This window comes from Aeromonas sp. R5-3 (genome assembly GCF_040908225.1).
Classification (GTDB): Bacteria; Pseudomonadota; Gammaproteobacteria; order Enterobacterales; family Aeromonadaceae; genus Aeromonas; species Aeromonas dhakensis.
In genome coordinates, this window is sequence record NZ_JBFODH010000009.1 from 57,492 (window position 1) to 75,000 (window position 17,509).

Genomic DNA, 17,509 nt, shown 5'->3' on the forward strand with positions numbered 1-17,509 from the left:
GTCGTTTTTATCAGAGCCATCTGGCTAATTCAATTCACGCCTGGGTGGGCAGGCTTAGCCGAGCAACCGCTTCGACGTCCATGGCGCGAGTGGGGACCAGCGACGATCAGGCCTTGGCAGGCAAGCTCAGGCGGGCGACAGCCTCTACGTGCATCGAGTGCGGGAACATGTCCACCGGCTGCACCTCGTCCAGCACGAAGCCCTGCTTGACCAGCCAGGCGAGATCCCGGGCCAGGGTCTGCGGGTTGCAGGAGACATAGACCAGCCGGCGCGGCGCCATGGCCACCAGGGTCTGCAATACGGCCTTGTCACAGCCCTTGCGCGGCGGATCCATCACCACCACATCGGCACTCACCCCTTCGGCGTGCAGGGCAGGCATCAGCTGCTCCGCCTTGCCGACGTGGAACTCGGTCTGCTCGATGCCGTTGAGGGCCGCATTGCGGCGGGCGTCGCTGATGGCGCTCTCCACCGACTCGATCCCCACCACCTTGGCGGCCTTGCCCGCCAGGAACAGGGAGATGGTGCCAATACCGCAATAGATGTCGAACACCGTCTCGTTGCCGGTCAGCTCGCAATACTCCAGTGCCTTGGAGTAGAGCACATCGGTCTGGCTCGGGTTGTTCTGGAAGAAGGAGAGTGGCGAGATCTCGAATTCGAGCTCGTGGATCTTGTCGCGGATCACCCCGCTGCCCAGCAGCACCCGGTTGTGGTCCCCCAGAATGCGGTTGGTGCGCGCCTCGTTGATATTCTGTACCAGAGTCGTGACCGGCAGATCCTGCAGGGCGGCCAGCAGCTCGGCTTCGAACGGCAGCTCCTCACCCAGAGTCACCAGCACTACCATCAGCTCGCCGCTCTTGAAGCCCTTGCGGGTCATCAGGTTGCGCACGCAGCCGGTGTGGGCCACTTCGTCATAAGCCGCGATGTCATGCGCGCGCATCCAGTTGCGCACCCGGGCGTTCAGCTCCACGTGCAGAGAATCTTGCACCGCGCAGTCATCGGCGGTGATGAGATCGTGGGAGTGCTTGCGGTAGAAGCCGATCTCGGCGCCGGCCTCGCAGCCACGCACCGCGTACTGCGCCTTGTTGCGATAGGCGAACGGCGTCTCCATGCCGAGGATGGGATTGACCACGGCCTCCCCCAGCCCGACCTGCTCCAGGGCGCTCTGCACCAGGCTCTGCTTGAGCTTGAGCTGGGCCGGATAGGCCAGCGGGCGCACCTGGCAACCGCCGCATTCTGTGTTGGGGCAGAAGTCGGCAACCCGGTCGGCGGAGGGCTGGAGCAGCTCGGCCACCTTGCCGTGCAGGTAGTTGGGCTTCACCTCGGTCAGTTCGACCAACGCCTGCTCACCCGGCAGCAGACCTTCGACAAACAGGGGGCGGTCGAACAGGCGTCCTTTGCCATCTCCTTTGTCGGTCAGTTCCAGGATCTCGATCTGGTGTTGATGTCCCACTAGCGGCATGAGCGGCTCCAAAAGTACATATATAAGAGGGTGATGAGCCGACCCGGCCGACCCATCAAGAAAAGGTGGCAGAGTTTAGCGGAGATCCGTCCAAATTGCAGGCATAAAACAGCAACAAGACAGAGGACATTGCAGCTGCCCGCTTTGTCTGCCGAAAAATGCTATCGCCGGCGGCGATCTCGGGGATGTGCTCTATCGGGGGTGATGGCGTCAGAGGCGAGCCGCACCACCACAGGCTCGGGCATCAGAGTTTGCCTTCGGCAAACGGACATAAAAGAACCGCCGGCATGGCCGGCGGCAATATCAGATGGCGGATTACAGGCTGTAGGCCTTCTCGCCGTGGGTGGTGACGTCCAGCCCTTCCCGCTCCGCGTCTTCTTTCACCCGCAGGCCGATCAGCATATCCACCAGCTTGTAGGCCACCACCGAGATGATGCCGGACCAGAGGATGGTCACCCCCACCCCGATGGCCTGGATCTTGACCTGATCCAGGATGGAGTAACCCTCTGCCACCTGGTTGGTGACATAGTCCCACACCCCGGTGCCGCCCAGATCCGGGCTGGCGAACACCCCGGTCAGCAGGGCACCGAGAATGCCGCACACCCCGTGCACACCGAACACGTCCAGACTGTCATCGGCACCCAGCAGCCGCTTGAGACCGTGAACCCCCCACAACCCGGCGACACCGCTGATGAGGCCCATTACCAGGCCACCACCGACACCGACGAAACCGGCCGCCGGGGTGATCACCACCAGCCCGGAGACAGCGCCGGAAGCCGCGCCCAGCAGCGAAGGACGGCCCTTCATCACCCACTCGGCCAAGGTCCAGGAGAGGGCCGCCGCCGCCGGGGCCACCCAGGTATTGATGAAGGCCAGTGCCGCCGTGCCGTTGGCTTCCAGCGCGGAGCCGGCGTTGAAACCGAACCAGCCGAACCAGAGCAGAGAGGCCCCGATCATGGTCATGGTGAGGCTGTGCGGGGTCATGGGGTCACGACCATAGCCCAGACGCTTGCCCACCAGATAGGCGCCGACCAGACCGGCCACCGCCGCATTGATGTGCACCACTGTGCCGCCGGCAAAATCCAGCGCGCCGTGCTGGAACAGATAACCGGCCGTCGCTGTGGCCGCTGCCGCGGCATCGGCCGTGGTATAGGCATCCGGACCCGCCCAGTACCACACCATGTGGGCCAGCGGGATATAGGCGAAGGTGAACCAGATCACCGAGAACAGCAGCACGGCGGCAAACTTGATGCGCTCGGCAAAGGCCCCCACGATCAGGCCGCAGGTGATGGCGGCAAAGGCCCCCTGAAACACCACATAGATGAACTCGCTGATCCCCACCCCCTTGCTGAAGGTGGCGGCGATGGAGTCGGGGGTCACCCCCTTGAGCAGCGCCTTGCTGAAGGAGCCATAGACGCTGTTGCCTTCGGTAAAGGCCAGCGAATAACCGTAGATCACCCACAGCACGCAGATGAGCGAGAACAGGGTGAATACCTGCATCAGCACGCTCAGCATGTTCTTGGTGCGCACCAGGCCGCCATAAAACAGGGCCAGGCCTGGAATGGACATCAGGATCACCAGGGCTGCCGACAGCAGCATCCAGGTATTGTCCCCCTTGTTGATGGTCACCACCGCAGGTGCAGTCACCACCTCTTCAGCCCAGCTGGGGGCGGCCAGCAGGGCAATCAGCGCCAACAGGCCAGTCATCACGAGTCTCTTGAGCATACAGCCATCTCCTTCCCTGTCGTCCCGGCTCCAGACCGGGTCCATTTCCTGATATGAACATCGACACCGATGATTCACGTACATTTCCATTCGGTACACACTGGTTACCGCTCCCGGTCAGATTCCCTCTACGGAGCGGCATCATGGCGACATAACTGCTTAAAAGCACAAAGCGGGCCAACTTAATAAGTTATTTAAAATCATAATGTTATTCTTATGACAGAGAGGAGGCGCACCAGATTGGCGCATGGGACGCGCTAACATGAGCGAATGCGCACTTCTGCTGTGCAGGCAGAGCAAGCCGCACCGAAATGGAGCAAGGCGGGACATGGCATGACCACAGAAGTGTACCCGGCTTGCCGATATCAGCCGGAGAACAGAAGCGTGACAAGGAAGGGGAAAGGCGGAAAAACAAAAGGCCATCATTGCTGATGGCCTTTTGTCATGAATTTGATGGTGCCCGGGGTCGGACTCGAACCGACACGGTTATTCACCGGCGGATTTTGAAACCATCGCAAGCTATTTAGAATCAATAATTTGCATTACTTTCAGGGGGTTGCTTGTGGATGACTGAGGCTCATTGGGTGTCGCTGGTGAGCGCTGCCGCCATTTTGCCGCCATCTTTCAACGCGGTGATCGGGTTGAGTTTGACGGCGTCTTCAAGGTGGTCCGGGGCAAAATGGGCATAGCGCATGGTCATCTTGATGTCGGTGTGACCGAGGATCCGTTGCAACACTAGGATATTGCCACCTCCCATCATAAAGTGGCTGGCAAAGGTATGGCGCAAAACGTGGGTGCTCTGACCGGCAGGCAATTCAATCTCGGCGCGCCGTATCGCTTTCTCGAACTCGGCATAACAGTCGCCGAACAACCTGCCGGTGCGCTTGGGCAGCAATGCCAACAGCCAACCCGCCACCGGTACGGTGCGATTCTTCTTACCCTTGGTACGAGTGAAGGTAAGCCGGCCGATGCCAACCTGTGAGCGGGTCAGTTTCTCGATCTCTGACCAGCGGGCACCAGTCGAGAGGCAGAGCATCACGATCAGCCACAAGTCTTTCAGTCCCGCACAGGCAGCCAGCAACCGTTCAATCTCGTCCTGATTCAGGAATGCCAACTCGGACTCTTGTACCTTGTACTGACGTAGCACCTCTAGCGGATTGCCATGAGCCCACTCACCCAAGCGGCCGAGTTCATTGAACACAGCCTGCAGGTAAAGCAGTTCGCGGTTGATAGTCGTCGGTGATACCTGCTTGCGCTGACCAGGCACATAAAGTTCACCGGCCAGTCGCCGCTCGCGGTAAGCCGCAAATTGCTGGGCCGTGAACTCTGCCGCTCGCGGGTTGCCCAGTGCATCAGCTAACCAGTTCAGCTTGTCACGGCGTCGCTCACCATCGGCCAGGGTTTGGCCGTGGCGACCATACCAAAGCGCCACCAAGTCACTCAGCCGCCGCTCATTTACACCATCCGCATCTGGCTGTTGCCAGGGCTGGACCAGCATGTGTTTTTCCCATGCCAAGGCTTCGCCCTTGGTGGCGAAGCGCTTGCGTTTACGGGGGCCATCACGGCCCAGAGGATAAACTTCAGCCAGCCAGAGCTTTGACTTACCATCATCGATCTTACGTACGCTCATTATATAATCGTTTATACTTTATGTATGATAGATATATACATCGATGGGCTATTTAAAATATGGAGGCCGCTATATTGCGCCTCCACCCTAGACATTATTAGACAGCTTCTTGCTCCTCCGGATATGGAAGGTCAGAAGCAGGCCCCCATCCCTTTCTTTCTTCCATATTATAAGTAAATGCATAAGGACCATTCTCAGTAGTGGAGACCTTACCACCACGATGTTTTATAGCCCTAACTACAACTTTCTTTGGATGATCCTCGTCCTCTTTAGAGGCGCTTATTGCAGAACGAAATTTGTACTCTCCAGCGGCATATGGTCGATCTAATTTTTGTCCTAGCCAAACATCGAGTACCTCTGTGTCTACATTATGACGCGAACCATGATGAGGTACTTGAAAATCTGTAATCTGCGGAACTTTTCCATAAATTGAAATGGCGTATTGAGCTGCACCATTTAAGGCTAAACGACCAGCGTCACCAGTAAGAAGAATATTTCTTCCATCAATAGAAGCATATTGGATAATGCTCATATTATTTTCTTCGCTGGTGTCCGACGCAGGAAAACTCTCTTCTCCCCATAAAGCAGCAATTAATCTACTAACCGCCTTTTTAAAGGAACCGAAAACACTTTCAGTGCCTGCGATGGCACTTTCAGAGTATGTATCTGGGGTTTTATCAGAATCTGCAACAAGATTAATATAACTGTCTCTAGATGGCCAAAGCACTCTGAAGTTACCAATCTGCTTCCCTTGGAATGGCTCTTTTATTGGGATGCCTTTCTCTAAAGCAATTTGTTCTAATGCATACAGATTTGAATATAGTTCTTGAAGATGCTTCTTTAAATTATCAACATTTGTCCATCGCTTAAATCTTTCGATCAACTCATCAGCATATTCCCATGGTCTCAGCATCCAAAGCTCATCCACCTTATATTTCTCAAGGATGGTCCTGAGCCCTCCAGCATGATCTCCATCATTATGCGTAACAATGACTCGATTAATACGATGGGTCACGCCATAATGTTCTTCTATATGTTCACATATTTTTTCACCAGTAAATTGATATCCACCATCGACAATATGAACTTCTGACACACCATCGACCACAGTCTTTATTGTAATCGCATCACCACTCTTGGATGAGCCAACCTGTAAAAAATCGATAACAAATGAATTAGACATTTTTCCCTTGCTCCTCTTTATGTTTAGCCACTCGGCTGGTTATATATGACGTCTGTTTTCTATACGCAAACAAGAACAACACAAAAAGAAAAATTACTATTATATAGATTCCATTCTCGTGGAAAAACGATACTTTCTTACATATTAAATCATACAATTTAAAAACAAAAAGACAAAACAATGTAGATGCTAAGGTTCTGTACATATTATTGACTTCTGACAGTACTTTAATAAAGTCATTATTTCTCTCAGCGCTAACATAATCACTGTATTCAGCAAACTTTACAAATCCGACTTTTTTCAAAAATGGCTCAATAATAATAGAACCTATCCTGCTAATAATAAGCCCCAGAAAATAATAGAAAAACACCCCGGTGACAATGTCTTTCTGAAGCAATGAAATATTAGTAACAAATTCATTTAAAACTACAAAAACAACGCCTGGCAAAAGATAGTTAAATATGTTGTATGTAGATAGCTTGTTTAGAAAGTCCGTCATATATAACTCCTCATATGGCTTTAGTCGTACCGAAATCGGTATGTAGCTTACAAAAACTCAAACCAATATCGCTGCCATTTTGTTTACTATCGTTTTCTGAAAGTTCGATGCTCAACCATCACGCCGATGATCTCGATGTGCTGCCGATCGGAGTGCATGGTGGGGTAATCATCGTTAAGGGGGACTAACTCAAAAACTTCTTGTCCGTTCTCATCGATACCACGGGGGCGGTATTTCTTAAAGGTGGCCTCTTCGCCGCCGTTCTTGGCAACCACATAGTCACCAGGGCGCGGTTGTTCGTCAGGGTCCACGATCACTAGGTCCCCTTCATTGAAAAACGGAGTCATGGAGTTGCCACGTAACCAAAGGCCAAACCCACAAGGGCCGATATCGACGCTGGCAGCCACATACTCAACATTGCCATCAAAGCTCGTGGCCTGTTCGCACATCCCACGCCAGTGGCCCGCCTGAACATAACTCAGAATCGGCACCCGGTTCCCCTGCGGGATCACGGCTGGCTCAACATTCGACAACTCAGGCGACCCCTTGCCCGTAGAAAGCCAGTGAGGGGACACCCCAAATACTTTCGCTAGTGCAATCAGATAATCCCCGCTAGGCGAATGTTCACCACTTTCCCATTGCGATACCGATGCCCGGCTAGCCCCAACAAGTTCACCCAGCTTTTGCTGGGTAAGTCCTTGTTTCTTCCTTAGTTCTTTGATGCGTTCACTTTTCATGTTTAGCACTCTAAACAAAACGATGTCAAAAGTGCTTGCCTCTCGTGTTAAGCGGTCTTACCATTCGGAAAGGTAAGCGTTTTTGACAAAGTTAAGCGTTCTGACAATGGAGGTTTTGTGAAAAAAAGTGATGTCCTTGAGTATTTCGGTGGTGTGAGCAAAGCAGCAAATGCGCTTGGGATTACGAGATCGGCAGTTTCCCAATGGGATGAAACCATTCCAGAAAGCAGTGCTTACAAGCTCGAGTCACTGACTGGCGGCCAGCTGAAGGCTGACCCCACTCAATCTCGCCCTACGCAGTAAGGGTTGCTCCTATGCCACCACGTCATATCAACCCAGCCGTTTCGCATGCTCCGCCGGCGACCGTCAGCGCGATCAATCTCGTGATCTCCCCTGATACTCCGCCGCTGATGCCCATCGCCAAGTTCGCCGAGTGGGTTGGCGTCTCTGTCGATACCGCCCGCCACTGGGTCAAAACCGGCCGGCTAGATGTATTGGAAAAGACACGAAGCAACGAGCTGGTCATGGTGAAAGTGCATGTTTTTATCGCCAAGCAGATGGCCAGTGCTTTCCCCACGGTCCAGTTCAGGCTGGCGGCTTAACCATAACGACCTTTGGAGGGAAATCAGAGTGTCGAATACCACCAGAAACCTACACCCCCACTACCGCAGTGTCTGCGCCGGTTTCGTGAAGGATCGCAATGTAGAAAAGCTGGCTGCCAGCGTGGGTATGTCGGCCCATGTGCTGCGCAACAAGTTCAACCAGCAGCAGAAACACAAGCTGTCGGGTGACGACTTGATCGCGCTCTACCAGGTGACCAAAGACGAAACGCTGCTCGATGCCCTGCTGTTTGAGTGTGGCCTGACGGCTGTCGCCATTCCCGATGCCGAGCGGGCGCCATCCCTGACCCACCAGGTGATCCAGCTCAACTCGCAAATAGCGAGCATCGGCCAGCGCACCCTGGAGCTCACGGAACGCGGTCGCATCACCAGTAACGAGCACCGTTCTTTCATGAGCATTGCCGCCGCCGCGATGGGCTCAGTGGCGCTGCTGATCAATGACGTCGAACAGCGATTTCAGGTGGTGTCGCCCCTTGCGGCACTGGCGATGTGAGGAGGAGGAAAAGATGAATTTACGAGCAAGTGCAGCCGAGAAGGCGCTGGCAGAAATGCGTGAAGCGCTTTACCACGCCAATTGCAGGGTTGCGAAGTATTGGGGCGAGCTCAATCAGCCGCAACGTCGAGCCATCTGCAATGAAGCCGAGTTACCCAGTTCGCTGGCAAGACCTGAATTCCCACTCGGGGAACGCGACCGCGAGGCCCTTTGTCTGGCCATGCGCCGCCTTGGGTACCAGCACCTGTTTCACGGCGCGGTCAGCCTCGAAGAATGGCGCACCGGTTTGATAGCACCACCAGAAGAAAAACCAGAGGTAACAGGACCAGCCGACCGGCTGGCGAAGAGCAAGGGCTTGTTGATGACACTGGTCAACAACTCACAAACCGCAAATTGCGGGCAAGAAAAAACCCCGATCACTGGTGCCGCAAACACCTAACGGGGCTCTCTATCAACCACTTATCAAGGAAAGTTGACATGGCAACTTTAGCAATCCCCTGCGCGCTGCGCAACCGCAAGATCCAGAACAGCCGTATTGCTGGCCCATATGCCGCCCGCTACTCGGAAAACGACCTGACGATCCTGAGCCAGCGCGCCAACGCCCTGGTCTGGGCTTCTCTGTTTGGTCACATCAATCGCCTTAATGCCCATCAAGGAGCCTAACCATGACCCTGCACAACTCTGAAATGCCGTCCATGACTGCCCTCAATGCCAGTACCCGCCAACGCCTGCGCCAACTGCGCGAATTTCTGGGAATGAGTCGTCCCAAGTTTGCAGCGCAGTTAGATATCCCGCCCACCACCCTCAAGAACTACGAGCTGGGCTATCGCGAGATTGGCGGCGGCCTGCTGCTGCGCATCATCAATACCCCTGGCCTGTCTGATTACGCCGTATGGCTGATGAAAGGCTCTCTGATCATCCCCGAGCAAGTCCGCCCTGCCCATCCCAACTAATCCAACAAGGGGCTGCTTCGGCAGCCCCTGGAGCAATGCACATGGAAGGATTCAAGAGCATTGGCCGGATACCGGCCCAGATACAGGCAAAAGCGGCAGTAGTGCTGGCCTGTCAACGCCCTCGCCGGCTGCAATCCGGGTGTGGGGATGTCATTGCAGTGGGCTACCGATACCGCCTGTTTCGGCCCTGTGGGGCCAGCGGTTATCAGCTGATGACCCACGAACGGTACAACAAACTGACCGTAAGAAAGCGTTGAGGAAGTAGCTATGAGTGACGCAATCAAGATAGCCAGCCAGGCCCCCAAGCTCATCGAGGGGTTGCTGGCCGACATGTTCTCCGCCCGGGCTGATGACAATCGGGTGTGCCTGGGCAGCGTATGGTCTGGCCCGCAGCACATTCAGATCCAGCTTGTGGCCACAAGCAGCCCAGACGCGCTGCTGGATGATGACAGCAGCGATGATGAATACACAGAAACCGGTGAGCCGGACCAGCCGAAAAGCGGGCTGTGGCTCCACTGGCAGAGCTACCGAGCCGACTACATCGGCGCCTCTAACGCCACCTCTGGGACTGATGCGGCTGAGGTGCTCGCCCTTGGGGCGATCCGCTCCATCTACTGGTTGGCACTCGGCCAGGGGGAAACTCCGCTTGCCACCGAAATCGGTGACTGGTGGAAAGAGTGCGCCCCCCTGCATGGACTGGGCGAGGTGATCCGATGACCGAGCACACTCCGGATTTTTCAGCTCTGCAAGCGGAAGTAGAGGCCGACATTGCCACCTTGTCCGCCATCGCCAAGGTCAAGCTAGCAACCCTTCGTCAGTACCAACGCCAGCTCCTCACCTTACGAGAGGCCCGCCTGCCAGCGCCCAAATACGCCCTGTGCCGCCTGCTGTTCGAGTGCAGAGAGGAGCGCCGCGCCCGTATCGAAGCGTTAGACACAGTCGCTCACCAAGAGCGGTATCTTGCCCACCTGCGCTGTGACGAGCCCCTGCCCTTCTAATGCGGGACTACCACGCCGATCTGTTCGACGCCAAACCCATCTCCCCCAGGCAGCCTGCTGCCTGGAAATTGGTAGCATCCACCAAAGCCATGGCGCGCCGCATTATGGCTTGTCGTCGTGTCTGGCTCTGCCCACTCGACGCATCCCGCCTCCCTGCCGCTCGGCGCAGGGAGCTCGCCGGCGGCGATATCAATACCCGGGTCGAGGCCATCAAGAGCTATTTTTTCGGCATCCCTGGCGCCTATGCCCTGGACTGGGCGCTTGACCTGCTGGAGCGGCCGATCCCGCGTGAAAACGGCGGGTCAGGGGTGCAGCTGCCCGGTGATCTGATCGCCGAGTTGTTCGTGGGCTACTGCGCCCGTCGCGCCCCGGACGTGCTCAAAGGCGTGGCGATCTGCTACGACGCCAACCGCTGGCTATCAAGCCGCATCACGACCCTGCGCCAGGTGCAGAACGTGATCCCCGAACCACTCGAAGCGCTGCGCACCAAAGAGAGCCGCGAGCGCCTAGCCGTCAACTACGCCGAACGGGTAACCAGGCTGTTTAATGCCATCACCGATTTCGGCGCAGAGCAGGTGCCGGCGATCCGTTTGTGGAAGGCCTGCCGCCAACCGCTGGCCGCCTGGGGCATGCTGCCCCGCCTGCCCAGGTTCAGAACGGCCGCAAGCCGCGACGACTTCATCGCACACCACCTTATCCGCTGGCTCGACCCCAAATGGTGGGCCAGGCGTATGCGCAAGATCTGGGATCAATACAACGAACATTGCGCCATCCTGCTCGGCAAGGTGCGTAAAGGGGTATCCGCCTACGTGTCCAGCCAGGGCCTGCAGGCCTTTATCGAACGCCAGCGGATGGCGGCGGCCTGGCTCAAGGACATGGAAGCCTATAACGCCCAGGACGACATCACCATCAGCTTGGAAGATGCGGTAAAAGCCTCCATCGCCAACCCGGAGAACCGCCGCCATGAGTTGATTGTTCGGGCACGCGGCTTCTCTGACGTGGCAGATGAAATGGGTTACGTGGGCCTGTTCTTCACCTGGACGGCCCCGAGCCGCTTCCACCCCTGGAAAACGGTAAGAGCCTCTCAAGCCGGCGGACCAGACAGCACTGAAGAGAACCCCAAGCACGACGGCTCATCCCCTCGCGACTCGCAACACTACATCAGCGAGCTGTGGAAGCGCTGCCGTTCTGCCCTCGATCGCAACCTGGCCAAGCGGGGGGAGTTCCTAGTGGCCGACCCTATCGACTATTTCGGCTTTCGGGTGGTCGAACCCCACCACGACGGCACACCCCATTGGCACCTGCTGATCTGGGTCAAACCCGAGCACCAGCACAGGCTGATCGGCATCCTGCAGCGCTATGCCCTGAGCCATGACAAAGGCGACCTGGAACGCAAACGCCACCCGGACAGCAAAAAGCCCTATAGCGATATCACGCCCCGCTTTGACTGGAAGGTAATGGACAAGGAGAAGGGTGGCGCCGTCGGCTACATCGTCAAATACATCGCCAAGAACATCGACGGGTACCGGGTCGGCGACGAAGGCGATCTGGAAGCCGAGACCGCGGCTACCGAAGGCGCCCGTCGGGTGCGGGCTTGGGCCTCGCTCTGGGGCCTGCGCCAGTTCCAACCCTTGAAAGGGCCACCGGTCGGGATCTGGCGGGAGCTACGCCGGCTACCTGGCCGCCTGCAAGAGGCCAAGGGGATCGTCGTGGCCCCGCTGGCCAGCCCCATCATGGAAGAGTGCCGGCGCTATGCCGACGCGGTGGACTGGAAGAACTTCACCCAAGCCATGGGTGGCCCCTGCTGCCGGCGCGATGAACGCCCCTTGAGTATCCACCGCACCGCTTTTGCCGAACCCAATCAGTACGGCGAACCGCAAACCAAGCTTGTGGGCGTGCGGGCCGCTGACGGCCTCATCCAGCAGACCCGAGTGGGGGAATGGGTGCTGCGTAAATGTGGTTCACAGAGTACCACCGAGGCCCAGGGCAGCGGGTTTTGGTCTGTGGGCGAGCGCAGCGAGTTAGTGGGTACCGAGCGAAGCGAAGGGGGTTTCCCCCTTGGAGCTCTGGCAACAACTGTACGCGACGATCTCAAAGGATTTAAAGAGGATCCATTGGGCGGCATTAATCTATTCCATTTGGGGCTCGGTGATGAAGAGGTGGCCATGGTCCGACGCGGCTTGATTGTCAGAGCGGGGGACCGGTCTGTTTGCATCCGGAATGGTGAGTTGAAAGTGACCGAACGGCACCCGTTCGAATCACCAAACGAGCCATCACCGTATCAAATTGCAGCCGAAGCCAGACGCCAGGAGGCAAAACGCCAGACGGAACTCAAGGATGTGCGGAGCTTGCTGGCCGAGTCGGGAGACCCAGCGGCCTGGCTGGCCAGCATGACGGCCGCCAGCGCCGATGATGCCCTGGCGTTGCTGGAGGCCCTGGGGGATGGGGACGCCGAGGCAGCCCACACACAGCTTGACCGGCTGCGCGAAACTGTCGATCTGCGGACGTGGCCACAACCACCAGTTGAGCGCCGCCAGGAGACAATCAGTAATGCCGAGTTCTTCGGGTTGCCAGCTGATGGTCAGCGCTCTCCTGCACGCAAACCAGATGTGCACCACCTCATTGCCCAAACGACCAGGACACACTTGTCCAACGCTCGACCAGAGCATCGCGAGGCGCTGCTCACCCACCTGATGGTCAAAGCCGATGCCATGACACTAGGCGGTGGTGACACAGTGGCATTTGTTGCCGATTGTTTACTGGCATAATTGAACAAGATATTAGAGTCGTTGGTTACCATAAAACACATTTATGCGCGGTCAGGCTTGGGGGTAAGGCAAAGGGGCCATAGGCCCCTTGGTGTTCTTATGCCGATAACTAGCTTTATCGGCATCATTATCAACCCACCTTTTCCAGTGATGCAGCATTCAGCACGATGGTTTTGAGCGAATACGGTGAAAAACCAGACATCATGGCAAGACTTGAATGACCAGTTTGCTCTCTAGGCTTACGCTCTAGATAGCTACATGTAATAGCATCGCCATTAATGAACTCAACTCGCATCTTAGGAACCGCAACATTATTTTCATTCCGATAGGACACTTCATCACCAACCTTGAACACTTCTGACATAGCCAATCTCCCAAATGAGCACCATGCTCCGATCGGATATTGCCTAGCTTGCAAGGCGGATGCAAAGGCGATTGTCGTCAACGTGCAGTAACTCCAAGAAAGAGATAACAGCCCTTCGGGCTGGGTTTTCAATGGGCCGTCCAGGGTTTGGCTAAGGTGGAAGAATTCCCCCGTATTACTGCACGGAGTTTGGCCATAGATAGCTCCAGCAAAAGAAAGGTGACTAGCGCAGTCTGTCGCCCTCTTTTTGCTGGCCGGCAAGCGAAGCGCGGCAGAGCACGCCATTTGTTATTGATTATCAAGCTCATACAATGAAGAATACTCGGACGAGCATCACCAGCTATGATTGAGGATTTATGAAGAATATTGTCTTGCTGATGGCATCCCTTGTATTGGGCGCATGTTCACAAACTCCACATGGCGATGCGAATGTGAAGCCATTTGTTGCGAAACCAGGAGCATCGACCCCTCTGGATATGAGCAAATGGGAAGAGAAACGTAGCGGGTTGATTCCTGCCAGAAATGGCAATGTCATCTCCGCAAAGTTTTTTAATACGTACCCTGTTCCGGTCACCATCAGTCGACTCGAATTCCCTGCAACAGAAAATGTTGCATGTGCCATCAAGTCAAATGCACAGATCGTTGTACAGCCATACACCATCACTGACATTGACTTGATTGATGCCGCTACTCTGGCGGAGTGCCACCCAGATTTAGTGACTCACAAAGGGGCTAAGTTCATTGGCGTTCCCAATGAACATGATTATGCAGAATCCACTCGCACAACGGGTGTCATGCTGCAATTTGATGAAAAAGTCTATAAAACGAAAGGTACCACTACCATGTCATACCCACTTGTCTTTGATACTCGCAACATGTCATATAATTAAAAAAATGAAAAAGGGACGCATCATGCGCCCCTTTTTCATTGTCCCAGGTTGAGTTCCCGCTGCAGAGCCTGTCGCCCCTCTTGACTAAGCGAGTTGATAAGGCTCAAGGCCAATTGGCTGGTCGTTCGACCCGATGGGCTCAGTGGATGACTGTATGACATCTGGGACACCCAGCTGTGTCCACATTCTGCATCCGTGCACTGGCAGTACAGATCGGCGGTATCACGGCTCAGGCGGTGCGTCTTGGTGATGCGCCCCAGCTCCCCACATTCCCGACAAAATACCCGCACGATTCCCCCTGATTCCATTGATAAGAGACCATAATTTTATACCAACGAGCTATATATTTATACCACATGGTTGATTTCCTGAGATGCGCCATATTCATCCGTAGGTTATGAAATCGTGTTTTGAAGTGACATCTCGCTGTTACATCAGGATCCTTTTGCCTTAAGCAGAGGGACAAGCGTACTACCTAGATAGTTATTTTAAAACAACCATGTCAAACATACTTATTTGAGACGAAATTTTATTATAAAAACACGGCCAAAAAATGTAATTTAATATATATAAAAATCGGCCGTTATTTTTTATTCTACAGCCAAAAAAAACAGCAAAAAATATTAACATTTAACACACCATTTATTTTCAAGGTTATCAATTGAAGCCGCGTGATGTGTATCACACTCCTCCGTAAATTTTAATGATTTAATCTTTTTGCGGATTCAATCACCGCTTAATAGATTAAACCAAAAGGGATTTCATTATGAAAGTTGCTATTAAGAAAGTAGCCTTGGCTATATTTTTGTCTTCAGCATGTGCAAATGCCTCTGCATTAACTAGTTGGACTCAAGATGAAATTATCGTAAAACCAAAAGGAGGAGACGTCTTTGGAAATGTAATTCCAAATGAGTTGTCATATAAATTTTCCTACAATGGTGACGAACTATCTGCGGTCAATATGCTATTCAAAACCGGTGATAGTGGGTACGATGCAGATAGCATCTACAATGCCATTGTTGGTAGCCATTATTTTAAGTATGAAACTGATGCCGATGGGAAAAAACGTCTAAAAGCCATAGTTCTATTTAGTCAAGGGCTTGATCGTGTAACAGGAACCAAAGATCAGATTGCAGAAAAATACTCTCTTAATGCAAAAGTAAAGTCACCCACGTTCCCAATGGCAGGAAAATGGATCCTTGTTGTCTCTGAGAGAGATGAAAGTGGTCGCGCTACAGTAGTTAATAAGTTCGGGATTGGCACAAGTCTTCTTCTTGCAATGCAAAAAAACGTCAATTCTTCAAAGCAACCTCTTGATGGGATTAATTTTGATGACCCCTCTATTGGTAGCCCAATCGGTGCATTTGTTATCACTTATACCGATAAAGAAAAAACAGACTTCAAAGAGGTAAGAACATATTCCATGAGCTCTGCACAGTGCTCTACATGTCCTTTACCTCCAGTTACAAAACCGCTCAAGAACTACCTATACGAACCAAAAATTAGTTATATTTGGGATTATAAGAGCAATGGTGATTTTACTACCACCTTCAACTATATGATGACAGATGCATTTCAAAGAAATGTAGTTCCATTTTATCAACAGGAAATAAAGGTTGAAGATACAAATCCAGATTCAGGACGTGTCGGAAGAATTATGGAGTATGCAAACAATGTCTACAACCTATCCCATCAGGCACAACCACTGCCTATGTATGAATATATATTGAAGGATGAATCACGCACCTCTGTCATTGTAGACGAATACCTGTTTGGTCTCTCTATGATGGGAATCGGAGTGCCACAAGAAGACAATAGGGATATTAACTTTGCCAGTATTATAAGTTCATCTCCTGACTCAGGAGCTAACAGTGGCGAGAATTTCATCACTGATTTGTTGGTAAAATACCTTGATAAACGCTTTAATGGCCTAGGGTCATTAATATCGCAGGCGGGCTCATTTGGCCCATCTGCAAACTAATTTACACTATGAATGGGTATCTTAATAGATACCCATTCATTATTAAAAAAGAAAGCTATCGCTATAACAACATTTTCCTTTACAGATTATCCTTAAAACAGGTCAGAGGTCATTTTCGGTGGAATTAATCCTTATTTTGCTCACAAAACTCCCATCATCATTTTTTCTCTGTTAGGCCAGTATCCTCTCGAAAATCTACCTTCAGGAAGTTAGGGAGCCCCGCGCTGTTGATCGTATCCTGGATAAGCTCACACATCGGGAGCGTTTCGTTGCGGGCATAGGTCCGGTCGTACTGCTCAGGGTTGCCGAGACCCGCACCACCATTGGACGGGATGATGCCGGCAAGGGCAGCCGGGAACCGGTGCGCCGTCAGCACATCCTGGGCGGTGATCGCCTTGATGGCCGCAAATTCGTCCTTGGTCGCGATGTCCCCCACTGGGATCAGCTTGATGCCATCGGGCTTGCCGCCCGGGATGTTGACGAACATCGAGCGAAAATTCCCGACCCCCTTGGAGCTTGCGATCATCTCTTTCATTTCCGCTTCCTGGTCATCGTCCATGTTCGGGTCGGTGGCGTAGAAGATGAACCCCATGTGCGCCCCGTTGAGGAAGTATTTGCGCCGGAACATGGTGGCGTCTTGGTTGAGCAGGGCCGACTGCAGGCCCCCCAGGTAATCGGGCTGGCCATACACCTGCTGCACCGGGTCGTACTGGGCCAGCCAGATGATGTCCTCTGCCAGATAGCGCTTGTAGCTGCCGTCGCGCTGCAGCATCAGGAAATTGCCATCCTGGCAGCGGCGCAGGTAGAGGCTCGACAGAGGGTAAAGCCCGACAACCTGGCCAAACCCGTTACGCAATTTCAGCAGGGCCGCGTCCCCGAACTGCAGCAGGTTATGCACAAAGGCGGTGATCACCTCCCGGGGCACGCCCTCGCTGCTGATAAACCGGCCCGATACCATGTTGCGCCGCGCCATCAGGATGGCGCCATGGTGCGCATTGGCGCGGGCGACCTTGGCCAGCCCCTGCCGGTCGATAGGCGGCAGGTAATACTCGCCCCAGGGGCTGTAGAACACGTCCGTGTAGTCGGTCATCCACGCAGTCGGGTCGATGGGCTCGGCCATGGAAAAGCTGACCGAGGGCCGGCTGCCGGTTGTATCGGGGGTGGGCCGCTTGGCCCGCTGATGAAAGCGCTGTTTGCGGCTCATGTTTT

The 17,509-nt window shown here is 54.1% G+C and carries 20 protein-coding genes; 11 read left to right on the plus strand and 9 right to left on the minus strand.

Annotated features, from left to right (window positions below):
- Positions 1-106: 106 nt before the first annotated feature.
- The 6 genes from rlmD to AB5Y95_RS04390 form a co-directional block, all read right to left on the minus strand.
- Positions 107-1,459: a 23S rRNA (uracil(1939)-C(5))-methyltransferase RlmD gene (gene rlmD, locus AB5Y95_RS04365; protein ID WP_336289856.1), complete on the minus strand. Its 1,353-nt coding sequence runs from the start codon at positions 1,457-1,459 to the stop codon at positions 107-109.
- Between the two features lie 315 nt (positions 1,460-1,774).
- Entirely contained in the window at positions 1,775-3,184 is a 1,410-nt protein-coding gene (gene amt / locus AB5Y95_RS04370) for an ammonium transporter (protein ID WP_017782602.1), read from the minus strand.
- A 577-nt stretch (positions 3,185-3,761) separates the two neighbouring features.
- A complete protein-coding gene (locus AB5Y95_RS04375) occupies positions 3,762-4,814 on the minus strand; it encodes a site-specific integrase (RefSeq protein WP_368159599.1) in 1,053 nt (350 codons plus the stop codon).
- 97 nt (positions 4,815-4,911) lie between these two features.
- Positions 4,912-5,997 carry a ComEC/Rec2 family competence protein gene (locus tag AB5Y95_RS04380; RefSeq protein WP_368159602.1) on the minus strand — a complete coding sequence of 362 codons (1,086 nt, stop codon included), beginning with the start codon at positions 5,995-5,997 and terminating at the stop codon, positions 4,912-4,914.
- A complete protein-coding gene (locus AB5Y95_RS04385) occupies positions 5,990-6,496 on the minus strand; it encodes a hypothetical protein (protein WP_368159604.1) in 507 nt (168 codons plus the stop codon). Before AB5Y95_RS04385 ends, AB5Y95_RS04380 begins: the two co-directional genes overlap by 8 nt.
- Before the next feature lie 86 nt (positions 6,497-6,582).
- Complete coding sequence (locus tag AB5Y95_RS04390; protein ID WP_368159607.1) at positions 6,583-7,233, minus strand: LexA family protein; 651 nt, start codon at positions 7,231-7,233, stop codon at positions 6,583-6,585.
- 117 nt (positions 7,234-7,350) lie between these two features.
- Between AB5Y95_RS04390 and AB5Y95_RS04395 the strand changes: the two genes are divergently transcribed.
- The 9 genes from AB5Y95_RS04395 to AB5Y95_RS04435 all read left to right on the plus strand — a co-directional run bounded on the left by AB5Y95_RS04395 (position 7,351) and on the right by AB5Y95_RS04435 (position 13,065).
- Entirely contained in the window at positions 7,351-7,536 is a 186-nt protein-coding gene (locus tag AB5Y95_RS04395) for a Cro/CI family transcriptional regulator (RefSeq protein WP_368159610.1), read from the plus strand.
- An 11-nt stretch (positions 7,537-7,547) separates the two neighbouring features.
- On the plus strand, positions 7,548-7,835 hold the full coding sequence (locus tag AB5Y95_RS04400; protein WP_065475621.1) for a hypothetical protein: 288 nt from the start codon (positions 7,548-7,550) through the stop codon (positions 7,833-7,835).
- A 28-nt stretch (positions 7,836-7,863) separates the two neighbouring features.
- On the plus strand, positions 7,864-8,346 hold the full coding sequence (locus AB5Y95_RS04405) for a phage regulatory CII family protein (protein ID WP_368159613.1): 483 nt from the start codon (positions 7,864-7,866) through the stop codon (positions 8,344-8,346).
- Between the two features lie 13 nt (positions 8,347-8,359).
- Positions 8,360-8,785 (plus strand): hypothetical protein, encoded by a 426-nt coding sequence (locus AB5Y95_RS04410; RefSeq protein ID WP_368159616.1) that lies wholly within the window; start codon positions 8,360-8,362, stop codon positions 8,783-8,785.
- 38 nt (positions 8,786-8,823) lie between these two features.
- On the plus strand, positions 8,824-9,009 hold the full coding sequence (locus tag AB5Y95_RS04415) for a hypothetical protein (protein ID WP_017412429.1): 186 nt from the start codon (positions 8,824-8,826) through the stop codon (positions 9,007-9,009).
- A gap of 2 nt (positions 9,010-9,011) precedes the next feature.
- Positions 9,012-9,299: a helix-turn-helix domain-containing protein gene (locus AB5Y95_RS04420; protein WP_235354733.1), complete on the plus strand. Its 288-nt coding sequence runs from the start codon at positions 9,012-9,014 to the stop codon at positions 9,297-9,299.
- 267 nt (positions 9,300-9,566) lie between these two features.
- Positions 9,567-10,016 carry a hypothetical protein gene (locus tag AB5Y95_RS04425; protein WP_368159620.1) on the plus strand — a complete coding sequence of 150 codons (450 nt, stop codon included), beginning with the start codon at positions 9,567-9,569 and terminating at the stop codon, positions 10,014-10,016.
- Positions 10,013-10,297 (plus strand): hypothetical protein, encoded by a 285-nt coding sequence (locus AB5Y95_RS04430; protein WP_368159622.1) that lies wholly within the window; start codon positions 10,013-10,015, stop codon positions 10,295-10,297. The genes AB5Y95_RS04425 and AB5Y95_RS04430 overlap by 4 nt, the downstream gene beginning before the upstream one ends.
- Positions 10,297-13,065 (plus strand): replication endonuclease, encoded by a 2,769-nt coding sequence (locus AB5Y95_RS04435; RefSeq protein ID WP_368159624.1) that lies wholly within the window; start codon positions 10,297-10,299, stop codon positions 13,063-13,065. Before AB5Y95_RS04430 ends, AB5Y95_RS04435 begins: the two co-directional genes overlap by 1 nt.
- A 130-nt stretch (positions 13,066-13,195) precedes the next feature.
- Here the strand turns inward: AB5Y95_RS04435 and AB5Y95_RS04440 are convergent, their stop codons facing one another.
- Positions 13,196-13,429, minus strand: a complete 234-nt coding sequence (locus tag AB5Y95_RS04440) for a hypothetical protein (protein WP_368159627.1) — start codon at positions 13,427-13,429, stop codon at positions 13,196-13,198.
- Between the two features lie 356 nt (positions 13,430-13,785).
- Here AB5Y95_RS04440 and AB5Y95_RS04445 point away from each other — a divergent pair, with 356 nt between their 5' ends.
- On the plus strand, positions 13,786-14,319 hold the full coding sequence (locus AB5Y95_RS04445; protein WP_368159629.1) for a hypothetical protein: 534 nt from the start codon (positions 13,786-13,788) through the stop codon (positions 14,317-14,319).
- 35 nt (positions 14,320-14,354) lie between these two features.
- Here the strand turns inward: AB5Y95_RS04445 and AB5Y95_RS04450 are convergent, their stop codons facing one another.
- Complete coding sequence (locus AB5Y95_RS04450) at positions 14,355-14,609, minus strand: ogr/Delta-like zinc finger family protein (protein ID WP_139695941.1); 255 nt, start codon at positions 14,607-14,609, stop codon at positions 14,355-14,357.
- A gap of 476 nt (positions 14,610-15,085) precedes the next feature.
- Here AB5Y95_RS04450 and AB5Y95_RS04455 point away from each other — a divergent pair, with 476 nt between their 5' ends.
- The gene (locus AB5Y95_RS04455) at positions 15,086-16,300 is read left to right on the plus strand and encodes a hypothetical protein (protein ID WP_368159631.1); all 1,215 of its coding nucleotides are present in this window, start codon (positions 15,086-15,088) and stop codon (positions 16,298-16,300) included.
- A 157-nt stretch (positions 16,301-16,457) separates the two neighbouring features.
- Here AB5Y95_RS04455 and AB5Y95_RS04460 read toward each other — a convergent pair whose 3' ends face one another.
- On the minus strand, positions 16,458-17,504 hold the full coding sequence (locus AB5Y95_RS04460; protein WP_368159634.1) for a phage portal protein: 1,047 nt from the start codon (positions 17,502-17,504) through the stop codon (positions 16,458-16,460).
- Positions 17,505-17,509 lie beyond the last annotated feature (5 nt).

What these genes read in the sequence shown, in the direction of transcription:
- AB5Y95_RS04410 (WP_368159616.1), top strand. Translation starts at nt 8,360, where the DNA reads ATGAATTTACGAGCAAGTGCAGCCGAGAAGGCGCTGGCAGAAATGCGT.
- AB5Y95_RS04460 (WP_368159634.1), bottom strand. Translation starts at nt 17,504, where the DNA reads ATGAGCCGCAAACAGCGCTTTCATCAGCGGGCCAAGCGGCCCACCCCC.
- AB5Y95_RS04435 (WP_368159624.1), top strand. Translation starts at nt 10,297, where the DNA reads ATGCGGGACTACCACGCCGATCTGTTCGACGCCAAACCCATCTCCCCC.
- AB5Y95_RS04430 (WP_368159622.1), top strand. Translation starts at nt 10,013, where the DNA reads ATGACCGAGCACACTCCGGATTTTTCAGCTCTGCAAGCGGAAGTAGAG.
- AB5Y95_RS04400 (WP_065475621.1), top strand. Translation starts at nt 7,548, where the DNA reads ATGCCACCACGTCATATCAACCCAGCCGTTTCGCATGCTCCGCCGGCG.
- AB5Y95_RS04375 (WP_368159599.1), bottom strand. Translation starts at nt 4,814, where the DNA reads ATGAGCGTACGTAAGATCGATGATGGTAAGTCAAAGCTCTGGCTGGCT.
- AB5Y95_RS04380 (WP_368159602.1), bottom strand. Translation starts at nt 5,997, where the DNA reads ATGTCTAATTCATTTGTTATCGATTTTTTACAGGTTGGCTCATCCAAG.
- AB5Y95_RS04420 (WP_235354733.1), top strand. Translation starts at nt 9,012, where the DNA reads ATGACCCTGCACAACTCTGAAATGCCGTCCATGACTGCCCTCAATGCC.
- AB5Y95_RS04385 (WP_368159604.1), bottom strand. Translation starts at nt 6,496, where the DNA reads ATGACGGACTTTCTAAACAAGCTATCTACATACAACATATTTAACTAT.
- AB5Y95_RS04440 (WP_368159627.1), bottom strand. Translation starts at nt 13,429, where the DNA reads ATGTCAGAAGTGTTCAAGGTTGGTGATGAAGTGTCCTATCGGAATGAA.
- AB5Y95_RS04445 (WP_368159629.1), top strand. Translation starts at nt 13,786, where the DNA reads ATGAAGAATATTGTCTTGCTGATGGCATCCCTTGTATTGGGCGCATGT.
- AB5Y95_RS04455 (WP_368159631.1), top strand. Translation starts at nt 15,086, where the DNA reads ATGAAAGTTGCTATTAAGAAAGTAGCCTTGGCTATATTTTTGTCTTCA.
- AB5Y95_RS04390 (WP_368159607.1), bottom strand. Translation starts at nt 7,233, where the DNA reads ATGAAAAGTGAACGCATCAAAGAACTAAGGAAGAAACAAGGACTTACC.
- amt (WP_017782602.1), bottom strand. Translation starts at nt 3,184, where the DNA reads ATGCTCAAGAGACTCGTGATGACTGGCCTGTTGGCGCTGATTGCCCTG.
- AB5Y95_RS04425 (WP_368159620.1), top strand. Translation starts at nt 9,567, where the DNA reads ATGAGTGACGCAATCAAGATAGCCAGCCAGGCCCCCAAGCTCATCGAG.
- rlmD (WP_336289856.1), bottom strand. Translation starts at nt 1,459, where the DNA reads ATGCCGCTAGTGGGACATCAACACCAGATCGAGATCCTGGAACTGACC.
- AB5Y95_RS04415 (WP_017412429.1), top strand. Translation starts at nt 8,824, where the DNA reads ATGGCAACTTTAGCAATCCCCTGCGCGCTGCGCAACCGCAAGATCCAG.